Annotated in this window: 21 protein-coding genes; 15 read left to right on the top strand and 6 right to left on the bottom strand. The window is 66.2% G+C overall.

Going from position 1 to position 23,006, the window contains the following annotated elements; all coding sequences use genetic code 11:
• The first annotated feature begins 14 nt into the window (after positions 1–14).
• From ITX31_RS12630 to ITX31_RS12610, 5 genes are all read left to right on the top strand, one after another.
• A complete protein-coding gene (locus ITX31_RS12630) occupies positions 15–1,388 on the top strand; it encodes a DUF6421 family protein (protein WP_194783787.1) in 1,374 nt (457 codons plus the stop codon).
• Positions 1,385–2,110 carry an SDR family NAD(P)-dependent oxidoreductase gene (locus ITX31_RS12625; RefSeq protein WP_194783786.1) on the top strand — a complete coding sequence of 242 codons (726 nt, stop codon included), beginning with the start codon at positions 1,385–1,387 and terminating at the stop codon, positions 2,108–2,110. Before ITX31_RS12630 ends, ITX31_RS12625 begins: the two co-directional genes overlap by 4 nt.
• A 33-nt stretch (positions 2,111–2,143) precedes the next feature.
• A complete protein-coding gene (locus ITX31_RS12620) occupies positions 2,144–3,217 on the top strand; it encodes a threonine aldolase family protein (protein WP_416354829.1) in 1,074 nt (357 codons plus the stop codon).
• A 122-nt stretch (positions 3,218–3,339) separates the two neighbouring features.
• Positions 3,340–3,966: a DUF3000 domain-containing protein gene (locus ITX31_RS12615; RefSeq protein ID WP_194784290.1), complete on the top strand. Its 627-nt coding sequence runs from the start codon at positions 3,340–3,342 to the stop codon at positions 3,964–3,966.
• A 56-nt stretch (positions 3,967–4,022) separates the two neighbouring features.
• Positions 4,023–5,306 carry an HRDC domain-containing protein gene (locus tag ITX31_RS12610; RefSeq protein WP_194783785.1) on the top strand — a complete coding sequence of 428 codons (1,284 nt, stop codon included), beginning with the start codon at positions 4,023–4,025 and terminating at the stop codon, positions 5,304–5,306.
• Here ITX31_RS12610 and sigJ read toward each other — a convergent pair whose 3' ends face one another.
• Together sigJ and ITX31_RS12600 are read right to left on the bottom strand one after the other, a co-directional pair.
• Positions 5,307–6,233 carry an RNA polymerase sigma factor SigJ gene (gene sigJ, locus ITX31_RS12605; RefSeq protein WP_194783784.1) on the bottom strand — a complete coding sequence of 309 codons (927 nt, stop codon included), beginning with the start codon at positions 6,231–6,233 and terminating at the stop codon, positions 5,307–5,309.
• Positions 6,179–7,303 carry an NAD(P)/FAD-dependent oxidoreductase gene (locus ITX31_RS12600; protein ID WP_194783783.1) on the bottom strand — a complete coding sequence of 375 codons (1,125 nt, stop codon included), beginning with the start codon at positions 7,301–7,303 and terminating at the stop codon, positions 6,179–6,181. Before ITX31_RS12600 ends, sigJ begins: the two co-directional genes overlap by 55 nt.
• A 244-nt stretch (positions 7,304–7,547) precedes the next feature.
• Here ITX31_RS12600 and ITX31_RS12595 point away from each other — a divergent pair, with 244 nt between their 5' ends.
• The 8 genes from ITX31_RS12595 to ITX31_RS12560 all read left to right on the top strand — a co-directional run bounded on the left by ITX31_RS12595 (position 7,548) and on the right by ITX31_RS12560 (position 16,577).
• A complete protein-coding gene (locus ITX31_RS12595) occupies positions 7,548–8,909 on the top strand; it encodes a hemolysin family protein (protein ID WP_194784289.1) in 1,362 nt (453 codons plus the stop codon).
• Positions 8,902–9,942 carry a hemolysin family protein gene (locus ITX31_RS12590; protein WP_194783782.1) on the top strand — a complete coding sequence of 347 codons (1,041 nt, stop codon included), beginning with the start codon at positions 8,902–8,904 and terminating at the stop codon, positions 9,940–9,942. Before ITX31_RS12595 ends, ITX31_RS12590 begins: the two co-directional genes overlap by 8 nt.
• Positions 9,943–10,119: 177 nt before the next feature.
• Positions 10,120–11,361 carry a thiolase family protein gene (locus ITX31_RS12585; protein ID WP_194783781.1) on the top strand — a complete coding sequence of 414 codons (1,242 nt, stop codon included), beginning with the start codon at positions 10,120–10,122 and terminating at the stop codon, positions 11,359–11,361.
• A complete protein-coding gene (locus ITX31_RS12580) occupies positions 11,361–13,502 on the top strand; it encodes a 3-hydroxyacyl-CoA dehydrogenase NAD-binding domain-containing protein (protein WP_194783780.1) in 2,142 nt (713 codons plus the stop codon). The genes ITX31_RS12585 and ITX31_RS12580 overlap by 1 nt, the downstream gene beginning before the upstream one ends.
• A 172-nt stretch (positions 13,503–13,674) precedes the next feature.
• Positions 13,675–14,199: a DUF2231 domain-containing protein gene (locus ITX31_RS12575; RefSeq protein ID WP_194783779.1), complete on the top strand. Its 525-nt coding sequence runs from the start codon at positions 13,675–13,677 to the stop codon at positions 14,197–14,199.
• A gap of 79 nt (positions 14,200–14,278) precedes the next feature.
• Positions 14,279–14,446: a hypothetical protein gene (locus ITX31_RS12570; RefSeq protein ID WP_194784354.1), complete on the top strand. Its 168-nt coding sequence runs from the start codon at positions 14,279–14,281 to the stop codon at positions 14,444–14,446.
• Positions 14,447–14,524: 78 nt separating this feature from the next.
• The gene (gene nhaA / locus ITX31_RS12565; RefSeq protein ID WP_194783778.1) at positions 14,525–15,829 is read left to right on the top strand and encodes a Na+/H+ antiporter NhaA; all 1,305 of its coding nucleotides are present in this window, start codon (positions 14,525–14,527) and stop codon (positions 15,827–15,829) included.
• A gap of 82 nt (positions 15,830–15,911) precedes the next feature.
• The gene (locus ITX31_RS12560) at positions 15,912–16,577 is read left to right on the top strand and encodes a TMEM175 family protein (RefSeq protein ID WP_194783777.1); all 666 of its coding nucleotides are present in this window, start codon (positions 15,912–15,914) and stop codon (positions 16,575–16,577) included.
• Between the two features lie 23 nt (positions 16,578–16,600).
• On the opposite strand, the gene ITX31_RS12555 is transcribed toward ITX31_RS12560, so the two are convergent.
• Both ITX31_RS12555 and ITX31_RS12550 read right to left on the bottom strand, forming a co-directional pair.
• Positions 16,601–17,212: a dihydrofolate reductase family protein gene (locus ITX31_RS12555; protein WP_194783776.1), complete on the bottom strand. Its 612-nt coding sequence runs from the start codon at positions 17,210–17,212 to the stop codon at positions 16,601–16,603.
• A gap of 181 nt (positions 17,213–17,393) precedes the next feature.
• Positions 17,394–17,873: a DUF2975 domain-containing protein gene (locus ITX31_RS12550; protein ID WP_194783775.1), complete on the bottom strand. Its 480-nt coding sequence runs from the start codon at positions 17,871–17,873 to the stop codon at positions 17,394–17,396.
• A gap of 179 nt (positions 17,874–18,052) precedes the next feature.
• Between ITX31_RS12550 and ITX31_RS12545 the strand changes: the two genes are divergently transcribed.
• Positions 18,053–18,613 (top strand): hypothetical protein, encoded by a 561-nt coding sequence (locus tag ITX31_RS12545; protein ID WP_194783774.1) that lies wholly within the window; start codon positions 18,053–18,055, stop codon positions 18,611–18,613.
• Between the two features lie 186 nt (positions 18,614–18,799).
• On the opposite strand, the gene uvrA is transcribed toward ITX31_RS12545, so the two are convergent.
• Positions 18,800–21,274, bottom strand: a complete 2,475-nt coding sequence (gene uvrA / locus ITX31_RS12540) for an excinuclease ABC subunit UvrA (protein WP_194784288.1) — start codon at positions 21,272–21,274, stop codon at positions 18,800–18,802.
• Between the two features lie 165 nt (positions 21,275–21,439).
• On the opposite strand from uvrA, the gene ITX31_RS12535 reads away from it, so the two are divergent.
• Positions 21,440–21,931 (top strand): MarR family winged helix-turn-helix transcriptional regulator, encoded by a 492-nt coding sequence (locus ITX31_RS12535; RefSeq protein WP_194783773.1) that lies wholly within the window; start codon positions 21,440–21,442, stop codon positions 21,929–21,931.
• 84 nt (positions 21,932–22,015) lie between these two features.
• Here ITX31_RS12535 and ITX31_RS12530 read toward each other — a convergent pair whose 3' ends face one another.
• Positions 22,016–22,993, bottom strand: a complete 978-nt coding sequence (locus tag ITX31_RS12530) for an aldo/keto reductase (RefSeq protein ID WP_194783772.1) — start codon at positions 22,991–22,993, stop codon at positions 22,016–22,018.
• Positions 22,994–23,006 lie beyond the last annotated feature (13 nt).

Below are 23,006 nucleotides of genomic sequence, written 5' to 3'. Positions count from 1 at the left end.
GGAAGGTCCCAGCCATGTCATCCACTGCTTTTTCCTCCCCCGCAGGCCAGCTCGCTGCTCCTGAGGACTCTGCCCCGTGGCTGCGGTTGAAGGACGCGGCGACCCGGTTTGCCCAGTTCCAGGAACAGGACGGGTCCGTGCCGGAAGAACACCGGGACGCAGCTGCGCCGCTGCTGCAGTCCGCGCGTGACGCCGTTGCCGAACTGGCCCCGGCTTTCCCGCACGACGCGGACTACCTGGACCTGGTGGTCCGGGACCTGGACCGCTGGCTGGCGGCAGGGCTCGGCGTGCCGGACTTCCTCGATTCCCTGCTGGCGTTCCAGCCGCAGCTTGACCGTACCGACGGCCTGCTCCACCTGGTGGTTTTCCCCATGTACACGCAGAACGGCTCCCGCTCCCGCCTGCTGGAAGCCGTGCTGGTCGAGGTGATCTGGCCGGACTTCATTGCCGGACTGGAAGCCGGTGACTACTCCAACAAGCTCTTCGTCCCCATCCGCTTCCGCGACTTCACGCCGGGTTACGACACCAACTCGGCTGTCCTGTTCCCGGAAACCGTTGCCGTGCGCGAAACGCCCACGTTCACCTGGGGCGCGATCTTCGCGGACCGGGAGGCCGCTCGGTTCCGCCGCGTCCTGCGGGCCGCAGCGGAGATCACGTCGCTGGAACTTCCGGAAGGTGCGGCCGACCTGCTGGACAACCAGCAGCTCACCGAGGAGACCTTCGTGATGTGGGACCTCATCCACGACCGCACGCACATGCGCGGCGACCTGCCCTTTGATCCGTTCATGATCAAGCAGCGCATGCCCTACTTCCTCTACTCGCTGGAAGAGCTCCGCTGCGACCTCACGGCGTTCCGCGAATCGGTCAGGATCCAGAAGGACGACGACGCAGATCCCAAGGCCCGCAGCACCGCGCAGCTGGTGCAGTACGCGGTCATATTCGACCGGATCTTCCGCTTCGCCATCACCGGCTCCCGGGTGCGCAACTATGACGGATTGGGAGGACAGCTCCTGTTCGCCTGGATGCACCAGCACCGCGTACTGCACTGGACCGACGGCAAGCTCAGCATCGACTGGGATGAGGCACCTGCCGTCGTCGTCAGGCTCGGCGAGGAGATAGAGGACCTGTACTGGCGTTCCATCGACCGCCCGAAGACAGCCCATTGGCTCGCCGCATATGCTTTGGTTTCCGGCACGCTGACGCCCCACCCCGCCTCCCGCTGGGCCAAGGGACCGGATGCACTGCCGCTCGAAGGACCGCCGCGGGCACTGACGGACCAGGTGCTGGACGACGAATTCCCGCTGTCAATGTTCTACGAGGCACTGTCCAGGAAGATGGCGCCGGTCATCGAATCCACCGCAGGAATCACAGGGAGCAGCGCCGCATGAGCACACCCGGAGCAGGGGATGCCGCCGCACTGGCAGGGCTGAGGGTCCTGGTGGCCGGAGCCTCCTCAGCATCTGGAACGGCGGTGAGCAAAGCCCTGGCTGGAGCGGGAGCCGGCGTCGTGGCTGTTGGGTCCAGTGCCGGCCGGCTGGCCGAGGCGCTGGGGAACGTTCCCGGCGTCGAGCTGCGCACCTGCGACCTGAGCCGTCAGGACGACGTGGACGGACTCGCTCGGGACCTGCAGGACGAAGGCGGCGTGGACGGACTGATCCACCTCGTGGGCGGCTGGCGGGGCGGCGGAACCCTTGCGGACCAGTCCGACGAGGACTGGGAGTTCCTGCAGCAGAACATCCTGACCACGCTGCGCAATGTCAGCCGGAGTTTCATCGGCCAGCTGGCCGCTTCCGCGCACGGCCGCCTGGCCATCGTCTCCTCCACCGCCGTGGAGGCGCCCACGGCAGGCAACGCCGGATATGCCGCTGCCAAGGCTGCGGCCGAGGCCTGGGTCCAGGCGATCGCCGCCGACTTCAGCGGAACCCGGGCAGCCGCCGTCGTCTTCGTGGTGAAAGCCCTGGTGAACGATTCAATGCGGGAAGCCTCTCCGGAGCGGAAATTCCCCGGCTACACCGGCGTGGACGACCTTGCCGCCGACTGCGTGCGGCTCTTCACCACGGACCCCGCGCAGATCAACGGAAAACGTCTCAGCCTGGTACCGCGCACCTGAGCCGTTTTCGCCAATGACCCACCTTAAGGAATACTGACACCCGTGACTGATACCGCTTCCCTGCACGACCATGCCCTGCGAGCCTTTGCCTCGGACAACTACTCCGGAGTGCACCCGGAAATCCTTGATGCACTCACGGCGGCAAACCTCGGCCATCAGGTTGCCTACGGGGAAGACGTCTACACTGCCAAGCTCCGAGACGTGTTCACCGACCATTTCGGCAACCGCATGCGCGCGTTCCCCGTTTTCAACGGCACCGGCGCGAACGTCATCAGCCTGCAGTCCCTGCTGCCCCGCTGGGGCGCGGTCATCTGCGCCTCCACGGCCCACATCAACGTGGATGAAAACGGCGCACCGGAACGCGTAGGCGGCATGAAGCTGCTGACCGTTCCAACACCGGACGGCAAGCTCACCCCTGAACTGATCGACCGCGAAGCCTGGGGCTGGGGAGACGAGCACCGGGCCCAGCCGCTGGCAGTCTCCATCACCCAGTCCACCGAACTCGGCACCCTGTACACCGTGGACGAGATCCGGGCCATCGCGGACCACATCCACGCCCGCGGCATGAAGCTGCACATGGACGGCGCCCGGCTGGGCAACGCCGCCGCCGCACTGGGCGTTCCGCTGCGCGCCATCACCGCCGATGCCGGAGTGGACATTCTCTCCCTGGGCGGAACCAAGAACGGCATGATGTACGGCGAGTGCATCGTGGCCCTCGACCCGGACGCCGCCCCCGGCCTGGATTACCTGCGCAAGATGAACATGCAGCTGGCCTCCAAGATGCGCTTTGTCTCGGCCCAGTTCATCGCCCTGTACGGCACGGACCTGTGGCAGCGTTCGGCATCCACCGCCAACGCCATGGCCGCACGGCTGCGCGCCGCCGTGGAGAAGATCGACGGCGTCACCCTCACCCAGCCCACGCAGTCCAACGCCGTATTCGCCAAGCTTCCCGCCGGCGTCGCAGACAGGCTGCGGGACACGTTCCGCTTCTACGACTGGGACCAGGCCACGGGAGAGGTGCGCTGGATGTGCACCTTCGACACCACCGAATCGGACGTGGATGCCTTCGCGGCGGCCATCGCCGAGGAAGTCGCAGCGTCCCGCTGAGACTTCCTACTTTCGGTGCGGGGCCGCGCGTGCGTAAGGTGTACCCACGTAACGAATAGGACACACCGGCGAGCCTGCAATACCCGCGGGCGGGACCGCCGTAACCTTCGAGGGTGAGTGCGATTGGTGACCTGTCAGAGGTGCCCCCGGATTTCCTGACAGCCCTGGGGGCTCTGCGCCGGGCGAAATGCCGCCCGGAGCTCCGGCTGGAAGAGATTCCGGCCCCCACCAGGCTGGCTCCGTTTGCCGTTTCCCTTGCCGCGGACGTTACGGCGTCAGGACCCCAGCCGGTGAGCGGAACCTTCCATGGCCCCGTTGGGCCTGTCCTGCCCGAAAGCCGGGAACTTGCCACCGGCCGGTTCATCCTGCTGCACGATCCGGAGGGAAGCGACGTCTGGAACGGCACCTTCCGGATCGTGACCTACATCCGGGCTGAGCTTGAGCCTGACATGGGAAATGACCAGATGCTCGGGTCCGTGGCCTGGACCTGGCTGGTGGATGCCCTGCAGGAACACGGCGCCCGCTACTCAGCTGCCGGAGGCACCGCAACCCGGATCCTCTCCGAGAGCTACGGAACCCTTGCAGGACGCAGCGACGCCATAGATATTGAGCTGCGGGCCTCCTGGACCCCGGCCGACGCCGATGTGCAGGCCCATCTCGAAGCGTGGTCGGACATGGTGTGCACTTTCGCCGGCCTTCCGCCGCTGCCCGATGGCGTGTCCCCGCTGCCGCGGAGGCGGCTGAACTAGCCTCGGCCAGCCGGAAAAACAGGTAAACCGCCAGTTCTCGATAGACTGAACTCCTTATGACCGCGCAAACTTCCGGCAATCCGGCTTCAGAGCTGTCCGCAGACGAACCTGTTGCTGCTCCCCTTCCCGTCCTTGATGCTCCGCGTGAGGGTGTCCCGCTTGTCATCGACACCTTCAGCGGGCTCGAGCGCGCTGCCCGTGCACTCGCGTCCGGCACCGGCCCTGCCGGCGTGGACGCCGAACGGGCCTCAGGCTTCCGTTACGGGCAGCGGGCGTTCCTGGTCCAGATCCGCCGCGAGGGTGCAGGAACATGGCTCATTGATCCGGAACCCCTGCGGGACCTGAGCATCATCAACGAAGCCCTCTCCGGCGTCGAATGGATCCTGCACGCCTCCACCCAGGACCTGCCCTGCCTGTCGGAGCTGGGTATGTGGCCGGACAAGCTCTTCGATACGGAACTTGCCGCCCGCCTCGCCGGCCTGCCCCGCGTGGGACTTGCCGCGGTGATCGAGAACCTCCTCGGCTTCAGCCTCGCCAAGGAACACTCCGCCGCGGACTGGTCCACCCGTCCCCTGCCCGAGCCCTGGCTGCGCTACGCCGCTCTGGACGTGGAGGTGCTGGCCGAACTCCGCGAGGAGCTGATCAAACTCCTGGAAGCAGACGGGAAGCTTGCCTTCGCGGAAGAGGAGTTCGAGGCTATCCGGACGGCCGATCCGGCGCCGCCCCGCACCGATCCCTGGCGCCGCACGTCCGGCATGCACCAGCTGCGCGACCGCCGCCAGCTGGCGGCAGTGCGCGAGCTGTGGCAGGAACGCGAGCACCTCGCCGAGCGCCGCGACACTGCGCCGGGCCGGCTGATCCCGGACGCTGCCATTGTTGCCGCGGCCAGGGCGATGCCCTCCACGGTGCCGCAGCTGCTGTCCACACCGGGATTCCACGGCCGGGCGGCCCACAAGGAAGCTCCGCGCTGGCTGCGCTGCATTGCCGCGGCCCGGGAAACGAAGGACCTCCCGCCGCTCCACATTCCCACCAACTCCCCTCCGCCGCCGCGGGTCTGGGCCCGGAATGATCCGGCAGCGGCTGCCCGCCTGCACACCGCCAAGCCGCGCCTCGCCGCCGTGGCGGAACGGCTGGACATGCCGGTGGAGAACCTGCTGACCCCGGACCACCTGCGCCGGCTGGCCTGGCGTCCGCCGTCGGTGATCGATCTGGATACCGTCACTGCGGCCCTGCGGGAACTCGGCGCCCGCGAATGGCAGATCCAGCAGACCGCTGCCGTGCTCACCGTGGCCTTCCTGGACCCGGACCCGCTGCCGGAGAAGGATTCGGAAAAGGACTAGCTACTGCAGGTGCAGGAGCTTGTCGGGGTTCCGCATGGCAAAAACCCCGGTCACCAGGCCGTCCTGCCGCTCCAGCTGGAAGACGGTGGTGACCGTACCCTGTTCCCGGAAGGCCACGGCCGGCAGCCCGTTCAGCTCGATGAACTCCGGGGCCGCTCCCGCACCGAACTTGGCAGCCAGCCCAAGGAGCAGCGCGGCGACCTTCTCCTGGCCGTAGACCGGCCGGCGGGCTGCGCTGACCTTTCCGCCGCCGTCGGAGTGCAGCACCACTTCCGGCGCCAGCACTTCCAGCAGCGCGTGGGTCTGTCCCGTCAGCGCCGCTTCCAGGAAACGCTCGACGGCGGCACGGTGTTCGGCTTTGTCCGGCTGGTTCCGCCGGGTGCCGGACCGCACCCTTTCGCGGGCCCGGTGCACCGTCTGGCGGACGGATGCCTGGGAGGCATCGAGCATCTCCGCTATTTCCGCGTAGCTGAAACCAAAGACGTCCCGTAGCACCAGGGCCACCCGTTCGGGTCCGCCCAGCTGCTGGAGCAGCACCAGCATGGCGGTGGACACATCAGCCCCGGTCAGCGCTGACGCCTCCGGATCGTATGCGTCCGCCGCATCCTGTCCGGTGGGCAGCGGTTCCGGCAGCCACTCCCCCTGGTACTCTTCCCGCCGCCGCGCTGCGGCACGGACGGCGTTCAGCGCCTGCCGGGAAGCTATCCGGGCAAGGTATGCCCGCGGGTTGACCGGCGCACCGGAAATGGCTGAATAACGCAGCCAGGTTTCCTGCACCACGTCCTCGGCGTCCGAGACGGAACCCGTCACGTCGTAAGCAATGGTGAAGACCAGGCTGCGGTGCGCCAGGAACTCCTGTTCCCGCTTTTCGCTCACGTCTCCTGCAGCACCGGTGACGTCGGCTTCATGGGGGGTCCGGCCGGCCATGTGTATCCTCCGCTTCGCTTGGCTTCACCGCGGATCCACCGCAGCGTCATGCGGCAGATTACTTCCTTTAGCAGGGCTGCGCTCCTGCCGTGCAGATGGAAGGGTCGCGGAACGTAACCCGGATCCAGGAACTGCACGGCTCCGCCGCGCCGGCCGAGGGAAACGCACTGGGCCTGGAAGCCGCTGTTGTGCGGCGGCAGCGGCTCGCCGGCAAGGCCGCGCAGGATGTTCGACGCCGCTTCGGCACCCATTGGCATGGCCGTAGCACAGGTCTGGGCAAGATATCCGTAACCGGGATCCGTGAAGACAGCAGCATCGCCGGCACCGAAGATCCGGGCATGCCCCTGTGCCCGCAGGCGGGAATCAACCATCAGCCGGCCCGCGGCGTCGACCGGCAGTCCGCTGCGGGCCGCCAGATCCGGAACGGTGAAACCGGCACACCACAGCACGGCAGCGGCGTCCGGCAGGTGCTGCGGGTCCACGCGCTGGATCCGCACCCGCACCCCAGCCCGTGCCAGGCTGCGCAGCACGCGCTGCCGCGTGCTGTCCGCGAAGTGGCCAATCAGCGGCCCGGCGGCATAGATCGTGACGGGATTCCGCGGATAGGCATACGCCGTTTCGGCAGCCACCTCGACAGCAGTCAGCCCTCCGCCCACCACTGCCACCGGATCGCCGGGCAACAGGTCATGTAGCTTCTGCCGCGCCGAACCGGCACCGGACAGACGGTCGGGTGCTTCCGCTCCGCTCGGCACGGAGCCGCTTCCGCTGCCCACTGCGTAGATCAGCCAGTCATAATCCAGATACGCTCCGCCGGAAAGCTGCACCCGGGACGACGCCGGATCGATATGCTCCGCGGCCGCGTGCACCAGCTCAACATCCGGATTCAGGAGGGATTCAAAGGGGACGGTTGGGTCCGCCCTGGTTCCGGCCATGAACTCGTGCAGCCGGATGCGCTCCGTAAAACGCTCTTCGGGACTGACCAGGCGCACGCTCACGCCCTGTCCTGCCAGCCGGTTGGCTGCCATCACACCGGCGTAACCGCCGCCTAGGATTACTGCTGTGGTCTCCACTGGATCTTCCTCCTGCGCATCGATGCTGCACTGTATTTGCGGTCGCACATAGGACACCAGTGGCAGCGGTTTTGTGACAGCAGCCGGGCAGATTTTTACCATCCACGCTCTGGCTAGGCGTTTTCAGGATTTTCCTAGGAAAAAGCCGTAAGATCTTGGCTACTATGGACGATCCTTCTCATAAACCCATGCCCTCCTGTGTGCCAGACGACTTGGTTCTAGGAGGGCAGCCCCGTTGAATGACATGTATGAATGGCTCATGATCGGCGTCGGCCTCCTGCTGACCGTCGGCACCGGCCTCTTTGTGGCTTCCGAATTCGCCCTGGTCAACCTTGACCGCAACGACCTGGAGGCCAGACAGGCCGCCGGGGAAAAGCGTCTTGGTCCCACCATCAAGGCCCTGAAGATCACCTCGACCCATCTTTCCGGTGCCCAGCTGGGCATCACCCTCACCACCCTGCTCTCCGGTTACACCTTTGAGCCGGCCATCAGCGCACTCCTCCGCGGACCGTTGCTCGGTGCCGGCGTACCCGAGGCAGTCGTCGGCGGCACCGGCGCAGTGATCGCCATCGCCGTCGCGACCCTGCTTTCAATGATCATTGGCGAACTGGTCCCCAAGAACTTCGCCCTGGCGCTGCCTAAGGCAACCGCCAAGGTGGTTGTCCCGTTCCAGGCCCTGTTCACCACGGTTTTCAAGCCCGTCATCCTGATCTGCAACAACACGGCCAACAAGGTTATCCGTTCCTTCGGCATCGAACCGAAGGAAGAGCTCTCCGGTGCCCGCAGTGCCGAGGAGCTCAGCTTCCTGGTCCGGCGGTCGGCCCTGGAAGGAGTCCTGGACCAGGACCACGCGGAGCTGCTGCACCGAACGCTGCGCTTCAGCGACCACACCGCCGAGGACGTCATGACCCCGCGCGTGCGTATGGTGGGCGTCCCGGCAACCGATACGGCAGAGGACATCATCGCCACCGCCGTAACTACCGGTTACTCCCGCTTCCCGGTCATCGGCCGGGACTCGGACGACATTCTTGGCGTACTGCACGTCAAGCAGGCCTTCGCCCTGCCCCTGGCCGCACGTGCCAGCACGACGGCGGCAGAGGTGATGGTTGCCCCGCTGCGGGTTCCCGAGTCGATGGGTGTTGATTCCCTGCTCGGCATCCTGCGCAGCCAGGGACTGCAGATCGCAGTGGTGACCGATGAACACGGCGGTACCGCCGGCGTCGTCACTCTGGAGGACCTGGTGGAAGAAATCGTCGGCGAGCTGGAGGACGAACACGACCGCGCGCGCGTCGGCGTCGTCCGTACCGGACGATCGGTGACCTTCGATGCCTCCCTGCGCCCGGACGAACTGCTGGACCGCGCGGGAATCACCGTCCCGGAAGGAGAGGACTACGAGACGCTGGCCGGCTTTGTCACGCACAGCCTGGACCGGATGCCCGAGCTGGGCGACGAAGTGGAAGTCGACGAGGGCGTCCTGCGCGTCGAGCGCGTTCTCGGAACGCATGTCGAGCGGCTGCGCTTCACCCCCAACCCCGGTTCGGAATCACCGCGCAGTGCGCATGACCGCCTGGTCGATACCCTGACGAAGGAAGCCATCCATGAGTGAGTACCTGCCCGGCATCATCTGGCTGTTCGTGCTGCTGGCCGTGAACGCCTTCTTCGTGGGTGCCGAATTCGCCGTGATCTCCGCCCGCCGCTCCCAGATTGAACCCAAGGCGGCAGAGGGCAGCAAGGCTGCCAAGACCACGCTGTGGGCGATGGAACATGCCACTCTCATGCTGGCCACCAGCCAGCTCGGCATCACCGTCTGTTCACTGCTGATCCTGAACGTGTCCGAACCTGCCATTCACCACCTGCTGGAGATCCCGCTGGCCAACACGCCGCTCACCCCGGAGGCCATCAGCATCACGGCCTTCATCGTGGCGCTGCTGCTGGTCACCTTCCTGCACGTGGTGGCAGGCGAGATGATTCCCAAGAACATCTCCTTTTCGGTTCCCACCCGCGCGGCCCTGCTCCTGGCTCCCCCGCTGGTGCTCGTGGCCAGGATCTTTAAGCCAGTCATCTGGACACTGAACTCCATCGCCAACGGCGTGCTCCGTCTGTTCAAGGTGGAGCCGAAGGATGAGGCAACCAGCACCTACACGCTGGATGAGGTGGCCACCATTGTGGAGCAGTCCACCCGCGAAGGCGTGCTGGACGACGCCACGGGCGCCCTGACCAATGCGTTTGAGTTCACCTCCAAGACGGTGGCCGACGTCGAGGTGCCGCTGGCAGAGATGGTCCTGGTCCCCGCCCAGCCCACCCCGGCTGACATCCAGGAAGCGGTGGGCAGCCACGGCTACTCCCGCTACATCCTGGCCGACGCCGACGGCGGGCTGACGGGCTACCTTCATCTGAAGGACGTCATGGACCTAAACACTGCGGAGAAGTTCAACGCCCCGGTTCCGCCCAAGCGCATCCGCCGCCTCGCCTCGGCGTTCCGCGGCAGCGAGCTGGAGGACGCCCTGGATACGATGCGCCGCACCGGCTCGCACGTGGCTCGGGTATTCGACGCGGACGGCAACACCACCGGCGTCCTGTTCCTCGAGGACATCATTGAAGAGCTGGTGGGCGAAGTCCAGGACGCGACAACCGTCTAGCCCTGCCAGGCTGCCCGAGGGCCCGGAACCGCACAGCGTGGTTCCGGGCCTTGCAGTTTAAGCCGGAGTTTGCTGGGCTGGGGATTCGCCCGCGGCACGCAGCAGCCCCTTGCAGCCTAAGTTACCCGCGAGTAACATTGAGCGTGAGCTAATCCACATCGCAACGAGGAGCAGTACGTGAGCCCACAGAGCCGAGCACGGCAGATCAGGGACGTCGTTTTCGTCGACGGCGTTCGGACCCCCTTTGGACGCGCCGGCGAGAAGGGAATGTACGCCGACACCCGCGCCGATGACCTGGTGGTCAAGTGCATTCGCGAACTCCTGCGCCGCAACCCCTCCCTGCCGCCCGAACGGGTGGACGAGGTTGCCATTGCCGCCACCACCCAGACTGGAGACCAGGGCCTGACCATCGGCCGTACCGCGGCGCTCCTGGCCGGGCTCCCCCGCACCGTTCCCGGCTTTGCCGTTGACCGCATGTGCGCCGGTGCCATGACTGCCGTTACCACCACTGCCTCCGGCATCGGCTTCGGCGCGTATGACGTCGTCATCGCCGGCGGCGTGGAGCACATGGGCCACCACCCGATGGGCGACGGCGCGGATCCCAACCCGCGCTTCGTCACCGAGCGCCTCGTGGACCCGGCCGCCCTGAACATGGGCAACACCGCCGAGAACCTGCACGACCGCTTCCCGGACATCACTAAGGAACGCACTGACGCGTACGCCGCCGCCAGCCAGGAAAAGCTCGCCAAGGCCTACGCCGGCAACCAGATCCAGCCGGACCTGGTTCCCGTAGCCACCAAAAAAGCCGGCGCCGGCTGGACCCTCAGCACGGTTGACGAAGGCCCCCGCCCCGGAACCACCGTCGAAGACCTGGCGACCCTGCGCACGCCCTTCCGCCCGCACGGCCGGGTCTCCGCGGGCAACGCCTCCGGCCTGAACGACGGCGCCACCACGGCCCTGCTTGCGTCCGCGGATGCCGCTGAGGAACTCGGCCTTCCCGTAAAGATGCGCATGGTCGGCTACGCCTTCGCCGGCGTCGAGCCCGAGGTCATGGGCATTGGCCCGGTACCCGCCACCGAAAAGGCCCTGAAACAGACCGGCCTGTCCATCGAGGACATCGGCCTGTTCGAAATCAACGAGGCCTTCGCCGTCCAGGTGCTGTCTTTCCTGGACCACTTCGGCATTGCCGACGACGATCCCCGCGTGAACCGCTACGGCGGCGCGATCGCCGTCGGGCATCCGCTGGCGTCTTCCGGCGTGCGCCTGATGACCCAGCTGGCCCGCCAGTTCGAAGAAGATCCCTCGGTCCGCTACGGCATGACCACCATGTGCATCGGCCTGGGCATGGGCGCCACCGTCATCTGGGAGAACCCCAACCACCCCGAGTACAACACCGAGTCCACGGAGGCTTCGAAGTAATGACCGCAGCACCTGATTACCAGCGCCTGGCCGGGCTTTTCCCGAACGAGGTCGTCACCCACTCCTACGTTTCCGACATTGGGCTGCCCGGCGGTGCCGGCACCTTCGCCCTCATCACGCTGGACAACGACGTCGACCATTCCCGCCCGACCACGCTGGGCCCGAACACCCTGCTGGAGCTCGGCGGTGTGCTGGACGAGCTGAAGGAACGCGCCGGCAAGGGCGAGATTGTGGGCGTCGGAGTGACCGGCAAGCCGCACTACCTGGTGGCCGGTGCGGACCTTTCGGCTGTGAAGACACTGGCCGAGTACGAGGACGGCGTCGCCATGGCAGCCCTGGGCCACGAGGTCTACGGCAAGCTCGGCACGCTGGGCGTTCCCACCTTCGCGTTCATCAACGGCGTTGCGCTCGGCGGCGGGCTGGAGATCGCCCTGCAGTCGGACTACCGCACGGTCTCCACCGGCGCCGGCGCCCTGGCTCTGCCGGAAGCCTTCATTGGCCTGGTCCCCGGCTGGGGCGGCGTGTACCTGCTGCCGCGCCTGATCGGACCCGAAAATGCCGTCAAGGTGATGATCGAGAACCCGCTGAGCAACAACCGTACGCTCTCCGGTCCGGCGGCCTACAAGCTCGGGATCGCCGATGCGCTGTTCGAGCCGGCCGATTTCCTGGAGCAGTCCCTTGCCTGGGCCTCCCGGGTCATCACGGGCGAGGAAACGGTTACCCGGCCCAACGCCGTCGAGCCCGCCGAGGTGGGCGACCGGTGGGATGCCGCCGTGGCAGCCGGCCGGGCCTTCGTCGAGGCACGCACCTCCAACGCCGCTCCCGCACCCGCAAAGGTGCTGGACATCTTCGAAGCCGGCAAGGACTGGACCCGCGAACAGTCACGCGAAGCAGAGTGCGCCGCACTGGCCGAACTGATGCAGACACCGCAGTTCCAGGCCACCGTGTACGCGTTCCTTGACCTGGTGCAGAAGCGCGGCAAGCGTCCCGCCGGCGCTCCGGACAAGAAGCTGGCCCGTCCGGTGACCAAGGTCGGCGTCGTCGGCGCAGGGCTGATGGCCAGCCAGCTCGCACTCCTGTTTGCCAAGCAGCTCAAGGTTCCCGTTGTGATGACGGACATCGACCAGGCGCGCGTGGACAAGGGCGTGGGCTATGTCCACGCCGAGGTGGACAAGCTGCTGGACAAGGGCCGCATCTCCCCGGACGCCGCGAACCGCACCAAGGCCCTGGTTACCGGATCCGTCTCCAAGGAGGCCTTCTCCGACGCCGACTTCGTTATTGAGGCCGTCTTCGAGGAAATGTCCGTCAAGAAGCAGGTCTTCGCCGAGGTGGAGGCAGTGGTATCACCCGAATGCATCCTTGCCACCAACACGTCCTCACTGTCCGTCACCGAAATGGCGGCGGACCTGCAGCACCCCGAGCGCGTGGTGGGGTTCCACTTCTTCAACCCGGTGGCCGTGATGCCGCTGCTGGAGATTGTGCGCGCCCCGAAGACCGACGACGCCGTGCTTGCCACCGCGTTCGTCCTGGCCAAGCAGCTGAAGAAGACCGCCGTACTGGTCAAGGATGCCGCAGCGTTCGTGGTCAACCGCATCCTCGGCCGCATGTTCGGTGAGATCACGAAGGTCTTCGATGAAGGCACCGACGCCGCGACCGCGGACAACGCGCTGCGCCCCATGGGCCTGCCGATGACTCCGTTCAACCTGCTGGCCCTGGTGGGACTGCCGGTTGGGCAGCACGTGCAGGAATCCCTGCACGCAGCCTTCGGCGACCGGTTCCACGTTTCGGAGAACTCGCAGAAGCTGATCGACGGCGGCGTCAAGTCGCTCTGGCAGAAGGACGAGGACGGCAAGCCGTACGTGCCGCAGGCAACCCTTGACCTGCTGACCTTCGGCGACTCACCGTCCACCTCGGAGGAAGTGCTGCGGCGGACGCAGGACGCACTCGCCGAGGAGATCGGCATGATGCTGGATGAAGGTGTCGTCGCCGGACCGGAAGACATCGACCTCTGCGTCATCCTGGGCGCGGGCTGGCCGATGCACCTCGGCGGCATCACCCCGTACCTGGACCGCGTGGGTGCCTCTGAGCGGGTGAACGGAAAGCTGTTCAACGCTGGTGCTGTACCCGTGGCCGCAGCCTAGTCCGTCTTAGTCGCCTGGCACGCGCCGGGCGGACCGGAACGGCGGCAACGAAACTCCTACGCTCGCAGAGCTCGCTTGGAGTATTAAAGCCGCCTAACCCGGTCCGTCCGGCGCTTTGCCTTTTGTGCCGCTTCTCTAGGCCGCAGTTCGGAATGGGCGTACCTTGGCGCACGTGAAAACTTCCACAGTTTCGGAGCGTGTCGTCAAGGCGGTCGGTGAGAGTCCGGCGTCTGAGGGCATCGCCCGGTCCCAAGAGTACCTGTACGGCCCCATCCTCAGATGGGTCCGTGGTACGCCGTTCAACGGGCACGTAGCAGGTCATTCCCTGCATCCCGTCCTCACGGATCTGCCGCTTGGCTGCTGGCTCAGCGCCACGGTGCTGGACCTCGTCGGCGGAGTACGCGCCCGGCGCAGTGCCACGCTGCTGGTGGCCGCCGGGCTATGCGCTTCCGTACCGACGGCCCTGGCCGGGGCCAATGACTGGACGGCTCTTTCGGGAGCAGACAGGCGGATCGGAGGAGTACACGCCCTGGGCACGGACGCTGCGACGATCCTTATGACAGCGTCGCTCGCGGCGCGCCTGCGCGGCAGGCACAGGGCCGGCGTGCTGCTGGGCCTGGCAGCAAATGTCTCCGCGGCCGCGGCCGGATTCCTTGGTGGCTATTTGGCTCTCAGCCGCGGGGTGTCCCGGCGCTGAACACGCTGCCGTCTCCCCGGCACTGGAAGCCGGCGTCACGAGTGAGGGCATCATCAGCATCCTTGCTAAACTTGGAGCTATGACTGCCCGACGCCGCTCCGTTGTGCCTGCCTCCACGCAGGCTCTTTCGGCGTACCTCAAGCGCCTGCTGCTGGCCAAGCGGGCCAGCGGAACAAACGGCTGGATGAGTTCCTGGGGCACCAACGCACATGGCGAGATCGCCGGCTGCCCGCCGCCACGCTCCTGACCCGCACCTGCCTGACCACATCCCGGATCCGCAGGTGCACTATGCCCATGTCAGGTACAGCGCACGAAAGATCTCCCCATGTCCTCATCCTCCAATGCCCTGCCAGATAACCAGCGCCCGCATTCAATCTGGCGCGGCGTCCATCAAACCCTCGCCAAGGACACCACGGGCGGCGCCCTGCTGCTGGGTGCCACCGTCCTGGCTCTTCTTCTGGCCAACTCCGCGCTCTCGGGCGTCTACGAGCAGGTACGCGAATTCTCCTTCGGGCCTGAAGTGCTCCACCTGAACCTCAGCGTCGCAGCATGGGCAGCAGATGGTCTGCTTGCCGTGTTCTTCTTCGTCGTCGGTCTCGAGCTGAAAGAAGAGTTCGTGGCCGGCAAGCTCCGTGATCCGCGCACGGCACTGGTGCCCATCGTCGCGGCGATCGGCGGCGTCGCGGTTCCTGCGCTGATCTTCGCCCTCATCAACCGCAACGCCGGCGGTGACGCGCTCAACGGCTGGGCGATCCCCGCGGCCACGGACATCGCTTTCGCCGTGGCTGTCATTGCTGTTGTCGGACGGTTCCTCCCCCCTGCACTGAGGACATTCCTGCTGACACTCGCCGTAGTGGATGACCTGCTGGCCATCTCCATCATCGCCGTTTTCTACACCAACGGCATTGGTTTCGTTCCGCTGCTTGCCGCCCTGGTGCCGCTGGCAGTCTTTGCCGTCCTGGTGCAGCGCGGCGTGCGCTCCTGGTGGATCCTGATCCCCCTTGGCGTCACGGTCTGGACCCTCATCCACGCCTCGGGAATTCATGCGACAGTCGCCGGCGTCCTGCTTGGCTTTATGGTTCCCGTCGTTGCGAAGGGCCGGGCCAAGGTCCGAGTTGGGACCAGGGGCGACGGCGAGCCCCTCTTCGAAGGAATGGCCGCACACTTCGCGGACAAGTGGTCCGTCTTTTCCAGTGCCGTCGCGGTACCGGTGTTCGCGTTCTTCTCCGCAGGCGTCACAGTCGGCGGCTTCAGCGGCCTGTTCGATGCGCTGGGAAGCAGCATCGCCCTGGGAATCATCGGCGGGCTGGTCCTCGGCAAGGCGATCGGCATTACCGCGGGCACCTTCCTTGTCACCAGGCTCCGCGGCATCACGGTGGACAAGTCCCTGGCCTGGATCGACATCCTGGGAATGTCCTTCGTTGCCGGCATCGGGTTCACCGTGTCCCTCCTGGTGGGCGAGCTGTCCTACGACGCCGCGAGTGCCGCTTCGGACCATATGAAGGTGGGCGTGATCGTTGGATCCATCATCTCCGCGACTATGGGCGCTGCGATCCTGGCAACCCGGAACCGTCACTACCGGGCCGCAGCATCCACGAGCGAGGAAGCCGTCGAGTCCCGCCTGCGCTGATCCCCCGGCCCTGCTGGGTACGCCGGACTGGCCTGGACGGCATTCTGCTGTCCAGGCCAGTCCGGCGTGCTAGCCTCCCGGCATGGGAGCAAGCCCTGAACATGGACCGCAGCGGCCAGGCGAGGCCTTCGACCGCAGCTCGGTCGAATTCGGGCGGAGCGTCTCCTTCTTCGACGCAATCTACGGCTTCGCCATTACCCTGCTCGTTACGAATATCGACCTGCCGCCGGCACGGTCGTGGTCCAGTATGTCCGCGCTGCTGGACTCCGGGCTGATTTCCCAGATTTTCGGTTTCCTGCTCAGCTTCGTGGTCATCGCCGTGTTCTGGCGGGTCAACTACCGAATTACGGCCGGAATTCTCCTGATGACGCCACCCGTCATCGTTTGGAACACGGTAGCGGCGTTTTTCATCGTTCTGCTGCCGTTCACCACCCAGGGGACCAGCGATCCCGGCACCTCCGACTTTGCCTTGCCCACCGCTCTATACGCGGCGAACATCGCGCTGGCCTCTCTGGCCCAGGCGGCGCTCCGCCTCTCCGCCCGCCGGCAAGGCCGTGTGCCGGGCGCCCGGACCCTTATCCGGTTGGCGCAAGCACTCCCCCATGCCACCGTGCCCGCGGTGTTCCTCGCGTCTATTCCGGTGACCTTCCTGGCCGGCCCCGGCCCCGGACGCCTGGTGTGGGCATCTCTGCTGGTGCTTGGTCCCCTAACAGGCCGGTTAGAGGACAAGGCCCGTCCCGGCGCGTAAAGTGCCTGGTCCTCCGGCAGCCGCTACGAGCCGGCGTCGAGTCCCGTTACCGGAACGCCGTTACGGTCATAAACCAAGCGAAGGACTCCGGCCGGAAAAGCCTGCGGCGGCTCAGCGAGGGTGAAGGCTGCCGGGAGGCCGCCGTCGCCGGAGAAGATCCGCTTTCCCGAGCCCAGCGTTACCGGATACAGGAACAGGTTCAACCGGTCCAGGATTCCGGCCGCCAGCAGCGAACCTGCAAGGTCCCCGCTGCCCACTACGTGGATGTTTTCGTGTCGGTCCTTGAGCTGCGCCGTCTCTTCTGCGCTGGACAGCACGGTGGTCCCGTCCCAGCCGGCTTCTTCCAGGGCCCGGGACACTACGTACTTGTCCATTGAGTTGAACTTTGCCGCTATGGGATTGGAGTTCCCCAGCTGCGGCCAGTACCCGGCGAAGATGTCGTAGGTCCTGCGGCCAAGCAGCAGCGCGTCCATCCGATTGATGCCCGCCATGATCGCGGCGCCGGATTCAGCGTCGGCGAAGGCCGCCTGCCAGCCACCAAGTGTGAACCCTCCGGAGGTGTCCTCCCCGGCGCCTCCGGGTCCCTGGTAGATGCCGTCAAGGGTCATAAACAAGTCAAGCGATACTGTTCCCATGCTTCATTTCCCTTCATGCCTGCGGACCATCTCAGCAATCCAGACGAGCGCAGGGCGGGTGCGAACCAGGCGACGCGCAGGTCCCCCCGCCCGCGTTTTGGATCCTCGAGGGCGGCCAGCTGCTACATCACCTCATCGACCGTGTTCCTGGCGCCTGTCGGGGCCATGCCGCTGCTTCCTTTCACATCCAGCGGTAGCGCCCGTCCAGGTCTGCGGCGGGTTCCATGCCGGCTCGCAGGATCCTGTTCCGCAGCCCCACGGCAGCGGGAACCAGCGCCAGTCCGCAAAGCAGTCCCAGCAGCATCGCGGGACCGCCGACCCCTGCTACGGACCCGGCATGCGCGCAGATCCCGGCCAAAGTTACGCCGGACAGGCCGAGCGAGACTGCCATAAGGCTTGCCGGCCCGGCTGCGCCCAGGGTCAGCGAGCCCTCTGCCACAACGATGCTGAGCATCCGCCACGCCGCCAGCAGCGCCGCTTCGAAACCGACAACTGCGGCGATCGCCGCGACGGTGTAAGGGACGGCTAGGTGCGCGACCTGCGGATACGCCGTGGCGTACTCGCCCGCGAGGCGCGGCAGCAGCACTGTCTGCGACCCCAGGGCAAGGATTCCGAGGACCACCAGGACAAGACGGAGCGGCAGTGCTTCCTGCTGAGTCATAGCGCAATGCTCGTCAGGACTCTTTCGGCTGTCAACCGCACGGGCGGATCATTCCTGATGCGTAACTATTCGTCGATTCCAAATTTTTCCTCGATTTTTACTCAAGACGAGAGACAAAACTCAAGATTCCGACGGAGGCAGCAGTCCCTGGTCTTCCCAGACGTTCACCGGAGGAAACCATGACCAACTCACCACAAAGCACCGGCAGCCCCACACCCCTCCGACGATGGCGCGGGCTGGCCGCCGCCGCTGCCCTCGCCGTCGTTATTCCTTTTAGCGGGACGGCACCCGCTGTCGCCGATGCCAATCTCCCGTCCCCCAACGGGAACACCAACATCTCCAGCATCCTGACCTACAACGATGTGGTGTCCCAGCTCCAGAAACTTGAAAAGACCAGCCGCTTCAATGTCGACGCCTTCACGCTGGCAGCATCCGGAACCCAGGTAAACACCTCAGAACAGAATCGGGACCTCTGGGTTGCGACCGTGGGTACCGGGCCGGAGCACGTATGGGTCCAGGGCCGGATCCTGCGCCAGACCATCCTCTGGGACCAGGACACCAATTCCCCGCGCCTGGGAACGAACGATTCCACCGCGGGGCCTCCCGGCTGCTGTCCCTCCGGGCGTCTGTACCTACCCCGTGTGGCCGTGCGCCTGCTTAAAGTTTCCCTGGGCTCCGATAGGGTCACGCTGCGATTACGAACCCGGAGGCACCGAAGCACCGTCAGCCGAGCCCTCTGAGTTCTCCAGCACGAACGAAACGAGCTCTTAGCCATACCCCGGCGCCGCGCCGATGCGAGAGCCCCAGCCACGGATTCCGACGGCGGGAGGGTTCGGGTTAGGCGGCTTTAATACTCCTGGTGAGCTCTGCGAGCTAAGGAGTTTCGTTGCCGCCGTTCCGAACCCTCCGGCCGAACCCGGAACAACTCAGCTCAGCCGTTCGAGCGCAGCCGCCAGGTACGGCGCCGTCCGCGAGGCCTCGCAGCCTGCCACTTCATCAGCCGTCCCGGAACAGATGATCCGTCCGCCGTCGTCGCCGCCGGCCGGCCCCATGTCGATCACCCAGTCAGCGGAAGCGACGACGTTCATCGAGTGCTCCACCACCACGACGGTATTGCCGGCATCCACCAGCCGGTTCAGCTGCGCCAGTAGCAGCTGGACGTCCTGCGGGTGCAGGCCGGTGGTCGGCTCATCCAGCAGGTAGAGGGTGTGGCCGCGCCGGGCGCGCTGCAGTTCGGTGGCGAGCTTGATCCGCTGCGCTTCGCCGCCGGAGAGTTCCGTGGCCGGCTGGCCCAGTCTCAGGTAACCGAGGCCGACGTCGAGCAGTGTGCTCAGGCTGCGGGCTGCCGCTGGAACGTCGGACAGGAACTCCGCGGCCGTCTCAACCCGCATGCCCAGGACATCCGCGATGGACCTGCCCCGGTAAGTAATCTCCAGGGTCTCCTGGTTGTACCGGGCGCCGTGGCAGTCGGGGCAGGGACCGTAGGTGCCAGGGAGGAACAGCAGTTCGACGGCGAGGAATCCCTCGCCCTGGCAGGTTTCACAGCGGCCGCCGGCCACGTTGAAGGAGAACCGTCCGGCGTTGTACCCGCGGGACCGCGACTCATCCGTTCCGGCATAGAGCCTGCGCAAGTGGTCGAAAAGCCCTGTGTAGGTTGCCAGGTTCGAACGCGGCGTCCGGCCAATGGGACGCTGGTCAACCTTCACCAGCCGGTCCAGGTGCTCAAGGCCCTGAATGCGCCGCATCTGCACACCGGAGTCGCTGTTCTGCTCGGCGTCGTCGTCATCCTCGGCTTCCGGGCGCGCACCGTTGACTTCGGTACCGACGGCTTCGGCGAGGACCTGGCTCACCAGGGTGGACTTGCCGGATCCGGACACACCGGTGACGGCAGTCAGCACGCCGAGCGGAATGTCTGCATCGAGTTCGCGAAGGTTATGCCGCGAGATGCCCTTGAGGGACAGCCAGCGCTCGGGCTGCCGCCGCGCCGGAGCGGCTTCTTCCGCCCCACCGAAGAGGAACGGCCGGGTTGCGCTCTCGGCTACCTCCGCGAGTCCGGCCACCGGGCCGCTGTAGAGCACGGTTCCGCCGCCGTCGCCGGCCTGCGGGCCCACATCAACGATCCACTCGGCGCTTCGCACCACGTCCATGTTGTGCTCGACGACGAACACCGAGTTCCCGGCATCCTTGAGCTGCTGCAGGACAGCCAGCAGCGGTTCGGCGTCTGCCGGATGCAGGCCGGCGGACGGTTCGTCCAGGACATAGACAACGCCAAACAGGCCCGACCGGAGCTGTGTGGCGATCCGCAGCCGCTGCATCTCCCCCGGTGAGAGCGTCGGCGTCGCACGGGACAGGCTGAGGTAGCCCAGGCCCAGTGAAATCAGGATCTCAAGCCGGGAAAGCAGGTCACGGGTGATGGTGACGGCGACTTCGGTGTCCTCGTTCGATGCCGCGGAACGGGAAGCCGTGCCGGCCGCCTTGAGTTCCGCCGTCGGCCGGATGATTTCCGCCAGTTCACCGAGCGTCGCACCGTTGAGCTCGGCAATGTTCCGTCCCGCGAACGTGACGGCCAGGGCCTCCGGACGCAGGCCCGCTCCGCCGCACACCGGGCAGGGACCGGAAACCATGTACTCGACGACCCGCTCGCGCATCTTAGCGCTGCCGGAGTCGGCGAGGGTATGCAGGACGTAGCTGCGCGCGCTCCAGAACCGGCCCTTGTACGGTTTGGCGACGCGGTCGCGCTGCGGGGTGATGGTGACCACCGGCTGTTCTTCGGTGAAGAGGATCCAGTCGCGGTCCTTCTTCGGCAGCTTCCGCCAGGGCACATCGACGTCGTAGCCCAGGTGGATCAGGATGTCCCGCAGGTTCTTGCCCTGCCACGCGCCTGGCCAGGCTGCGATGGCGCCCTCCCGGATGGTCAGGGACGGGTCGGGAACCAGGGACTCTTCGGTGACGGTGTGCGCGACGCCGAGCCCGGAGCACTCACGGCACGCACCGGCAGCGGTGTTGGGTGAAAAGGCATCGGAGTCCAGGCTGCCGGGCTGGGCGTTGGCCGGGTACGTACCGCCGCGGGAGAAGAGCATGCGCATTGAGTTGGAAAGCGTGGTGAGCGTGCCGACCGTAGAGCGCGAACTGGCCGTACCGCGGCGCTGCTGGAGCGCGACGGCGGGAGGCAGTCCCGTGATGGCCTCCACCTTGGGATTGTGGCCCTGCGAGATCAGGCGCCGGGCGTAAGGGGCAACCGATTCGAAGTACCTCTTCTGCGCCTCCGCGTAGATGGTGCCGAACGCCAGCGAAGACTTGCCCGAGCCGGAGATGCCGGTGAAGGCGACGATCGCGTCGCGGGGAATGTCGACGTTGACGCTGCGGAGGTTATTCTCCGCGGCGCCCCGGACACGGACCATGCCGTTGGCGGCGGGAGCTGAGGCGGCGCTGGAAGCAGACGGGGCAGCTGATGCGGGTTGGGTGCTCACTCATTGACGCTAACAGGCAGCCTGCTTTCGGTTCACCGAATTCGCCTGGGTTTCACCAACGGCGTGATTGGTGTCCAAACGGATAAGTTGGAAACCATGAAGGACCAGATAGAGCACATCCTGGCTCAGTGGGCGGCGGAACGGCCGGACCTTGATGTCTCCCCCATGTCCGTCGTCGGGCGGATTTCGCGGGTGTCAAGGAAGCTGGACGCCCGGCTCGCGGCGACCTTTGCCGCACACGGGCTGGATGCCGCCGCCTTTGACGTCCTGGCTACGTTACGCCGGTCGGGCGCCCCCTACACCCTGAGCCCCACGGAGCTGACGGCCAGCACCATGGTCACCTCTGCCGCGATCGCGCAGCGGCTGAACCGGCTGGAGGAACGCGGCCTGATCTCCCGTACCAGGAACTCCTCGGACGGGCGGGGAAAGCGGGTAGCCCTGACGACGGACGGACTCGCCCTCATCGACCGGGCCCTGCCGGATCATCTGGCGACCGAGGAAAGGATCCTGGCAGGGCTAAGCCTGCAGGAACGGGACATCTTGGCCGCTCTGCTGGCCCGGATCGAGGCAACCCTGGACCAGGCATAACGCCGTACAACCTCCGCCTGCGCTGGTTGGTTTCCGGGCATGGCATCCCGAAGCAGCTCTCCTGCGGCCTTCCAGAAGGAACGCCTAGAACAGAGCAACCTTCGGCGTCTGCGGGAAGATCCGGTCCAGTTCCTCAAGGTCCTTCTCCGACGGCACCCACGAGGCAGCCTCGGCGTTCTGCTGCACCTGTTCCGGCTTGGTGGCACCGGCAATCACGGACGCAACCGAAGGGCGGGAGGCCAGCCAGGAGAACGCGACCTGCACCTCGGTCAGGCCGCGGTCACGGGCGAAGTCGCCGAACACGCGCAGCTGGTCAAAGTCGGCGTTCTGCAGCAGGTTGGTGCGGGAGTGCGTCAGCCGGCTTCCTTCCGGTGCCTGCCCGGAGCTGTACTTGCCGGTGAGCAGCCCGTTTGCCAGCGGGAAGTACGGCAGCACGCCGAGTCCGTAGGCTTCGGCTGCGGGCGTGACTTCCAGCTCGGCACGCCGGTCCAGCAGGTTGTAGTGGTTCTGGGCCGAAATGAACCGGGCGCTGCCCTTCATGCGAGCCGTAAACTCCGCCTCGGCAATCTGCCAGCCGGTACGGTTGGAGTGGCCGATGTAGCGGACCTTTCCGCTGGTCACCAGGTCATCCAGGGCTGCCAGCGTCTCATCGATGGGCGTCAGCGGGTCCGGAGTGTGGAACTGGTAGAGATCGATCCAGTCCGTGCCCAGGCGGCGAAGGGACGCCTCAACGGCGGTCACGATGTAACGGCGGGATCCGCGCGCACCGAAATCCGGGCCGTTGGCACCCTGCATGTCCATGCCGAACTTCGTAGCCAGGACAACGTCGCCGCGGCGCGGGCCCAGGGCCTTGCCCAGCCGAATTTCGCTCAGCCCCGGTTCCGCACCGTAGATGTCGGCCGTGTCGAACAGCGTGATGCCCGCGTCAATCGCGGCATGAACGACGGCGTCCGTTCCCTCCTGGGATTCGGTCGCAGTGCCGGATCGGCCCAGGTTGTTGCAGCCAAGGCCGACAGTTGAAACCGTCAGGCCGGAATTGCCAAGTCTCGTATAGGTGGTCATCCTGCCACGGTAT

Source organism: Arthrobacter gandavensis, from assembly GCF_015355785.1.
GTDB classification, from domain to species: Bacteria; Actinomycetota; Actinomycetes; order Actinomycetales; family Micrococcaceae; genus Arthrobacter_B; species Arthrobacter_B gandavensis_A.
This window is presented reverse-complemented; position numbering and strand designations above follow the sequence as displayed.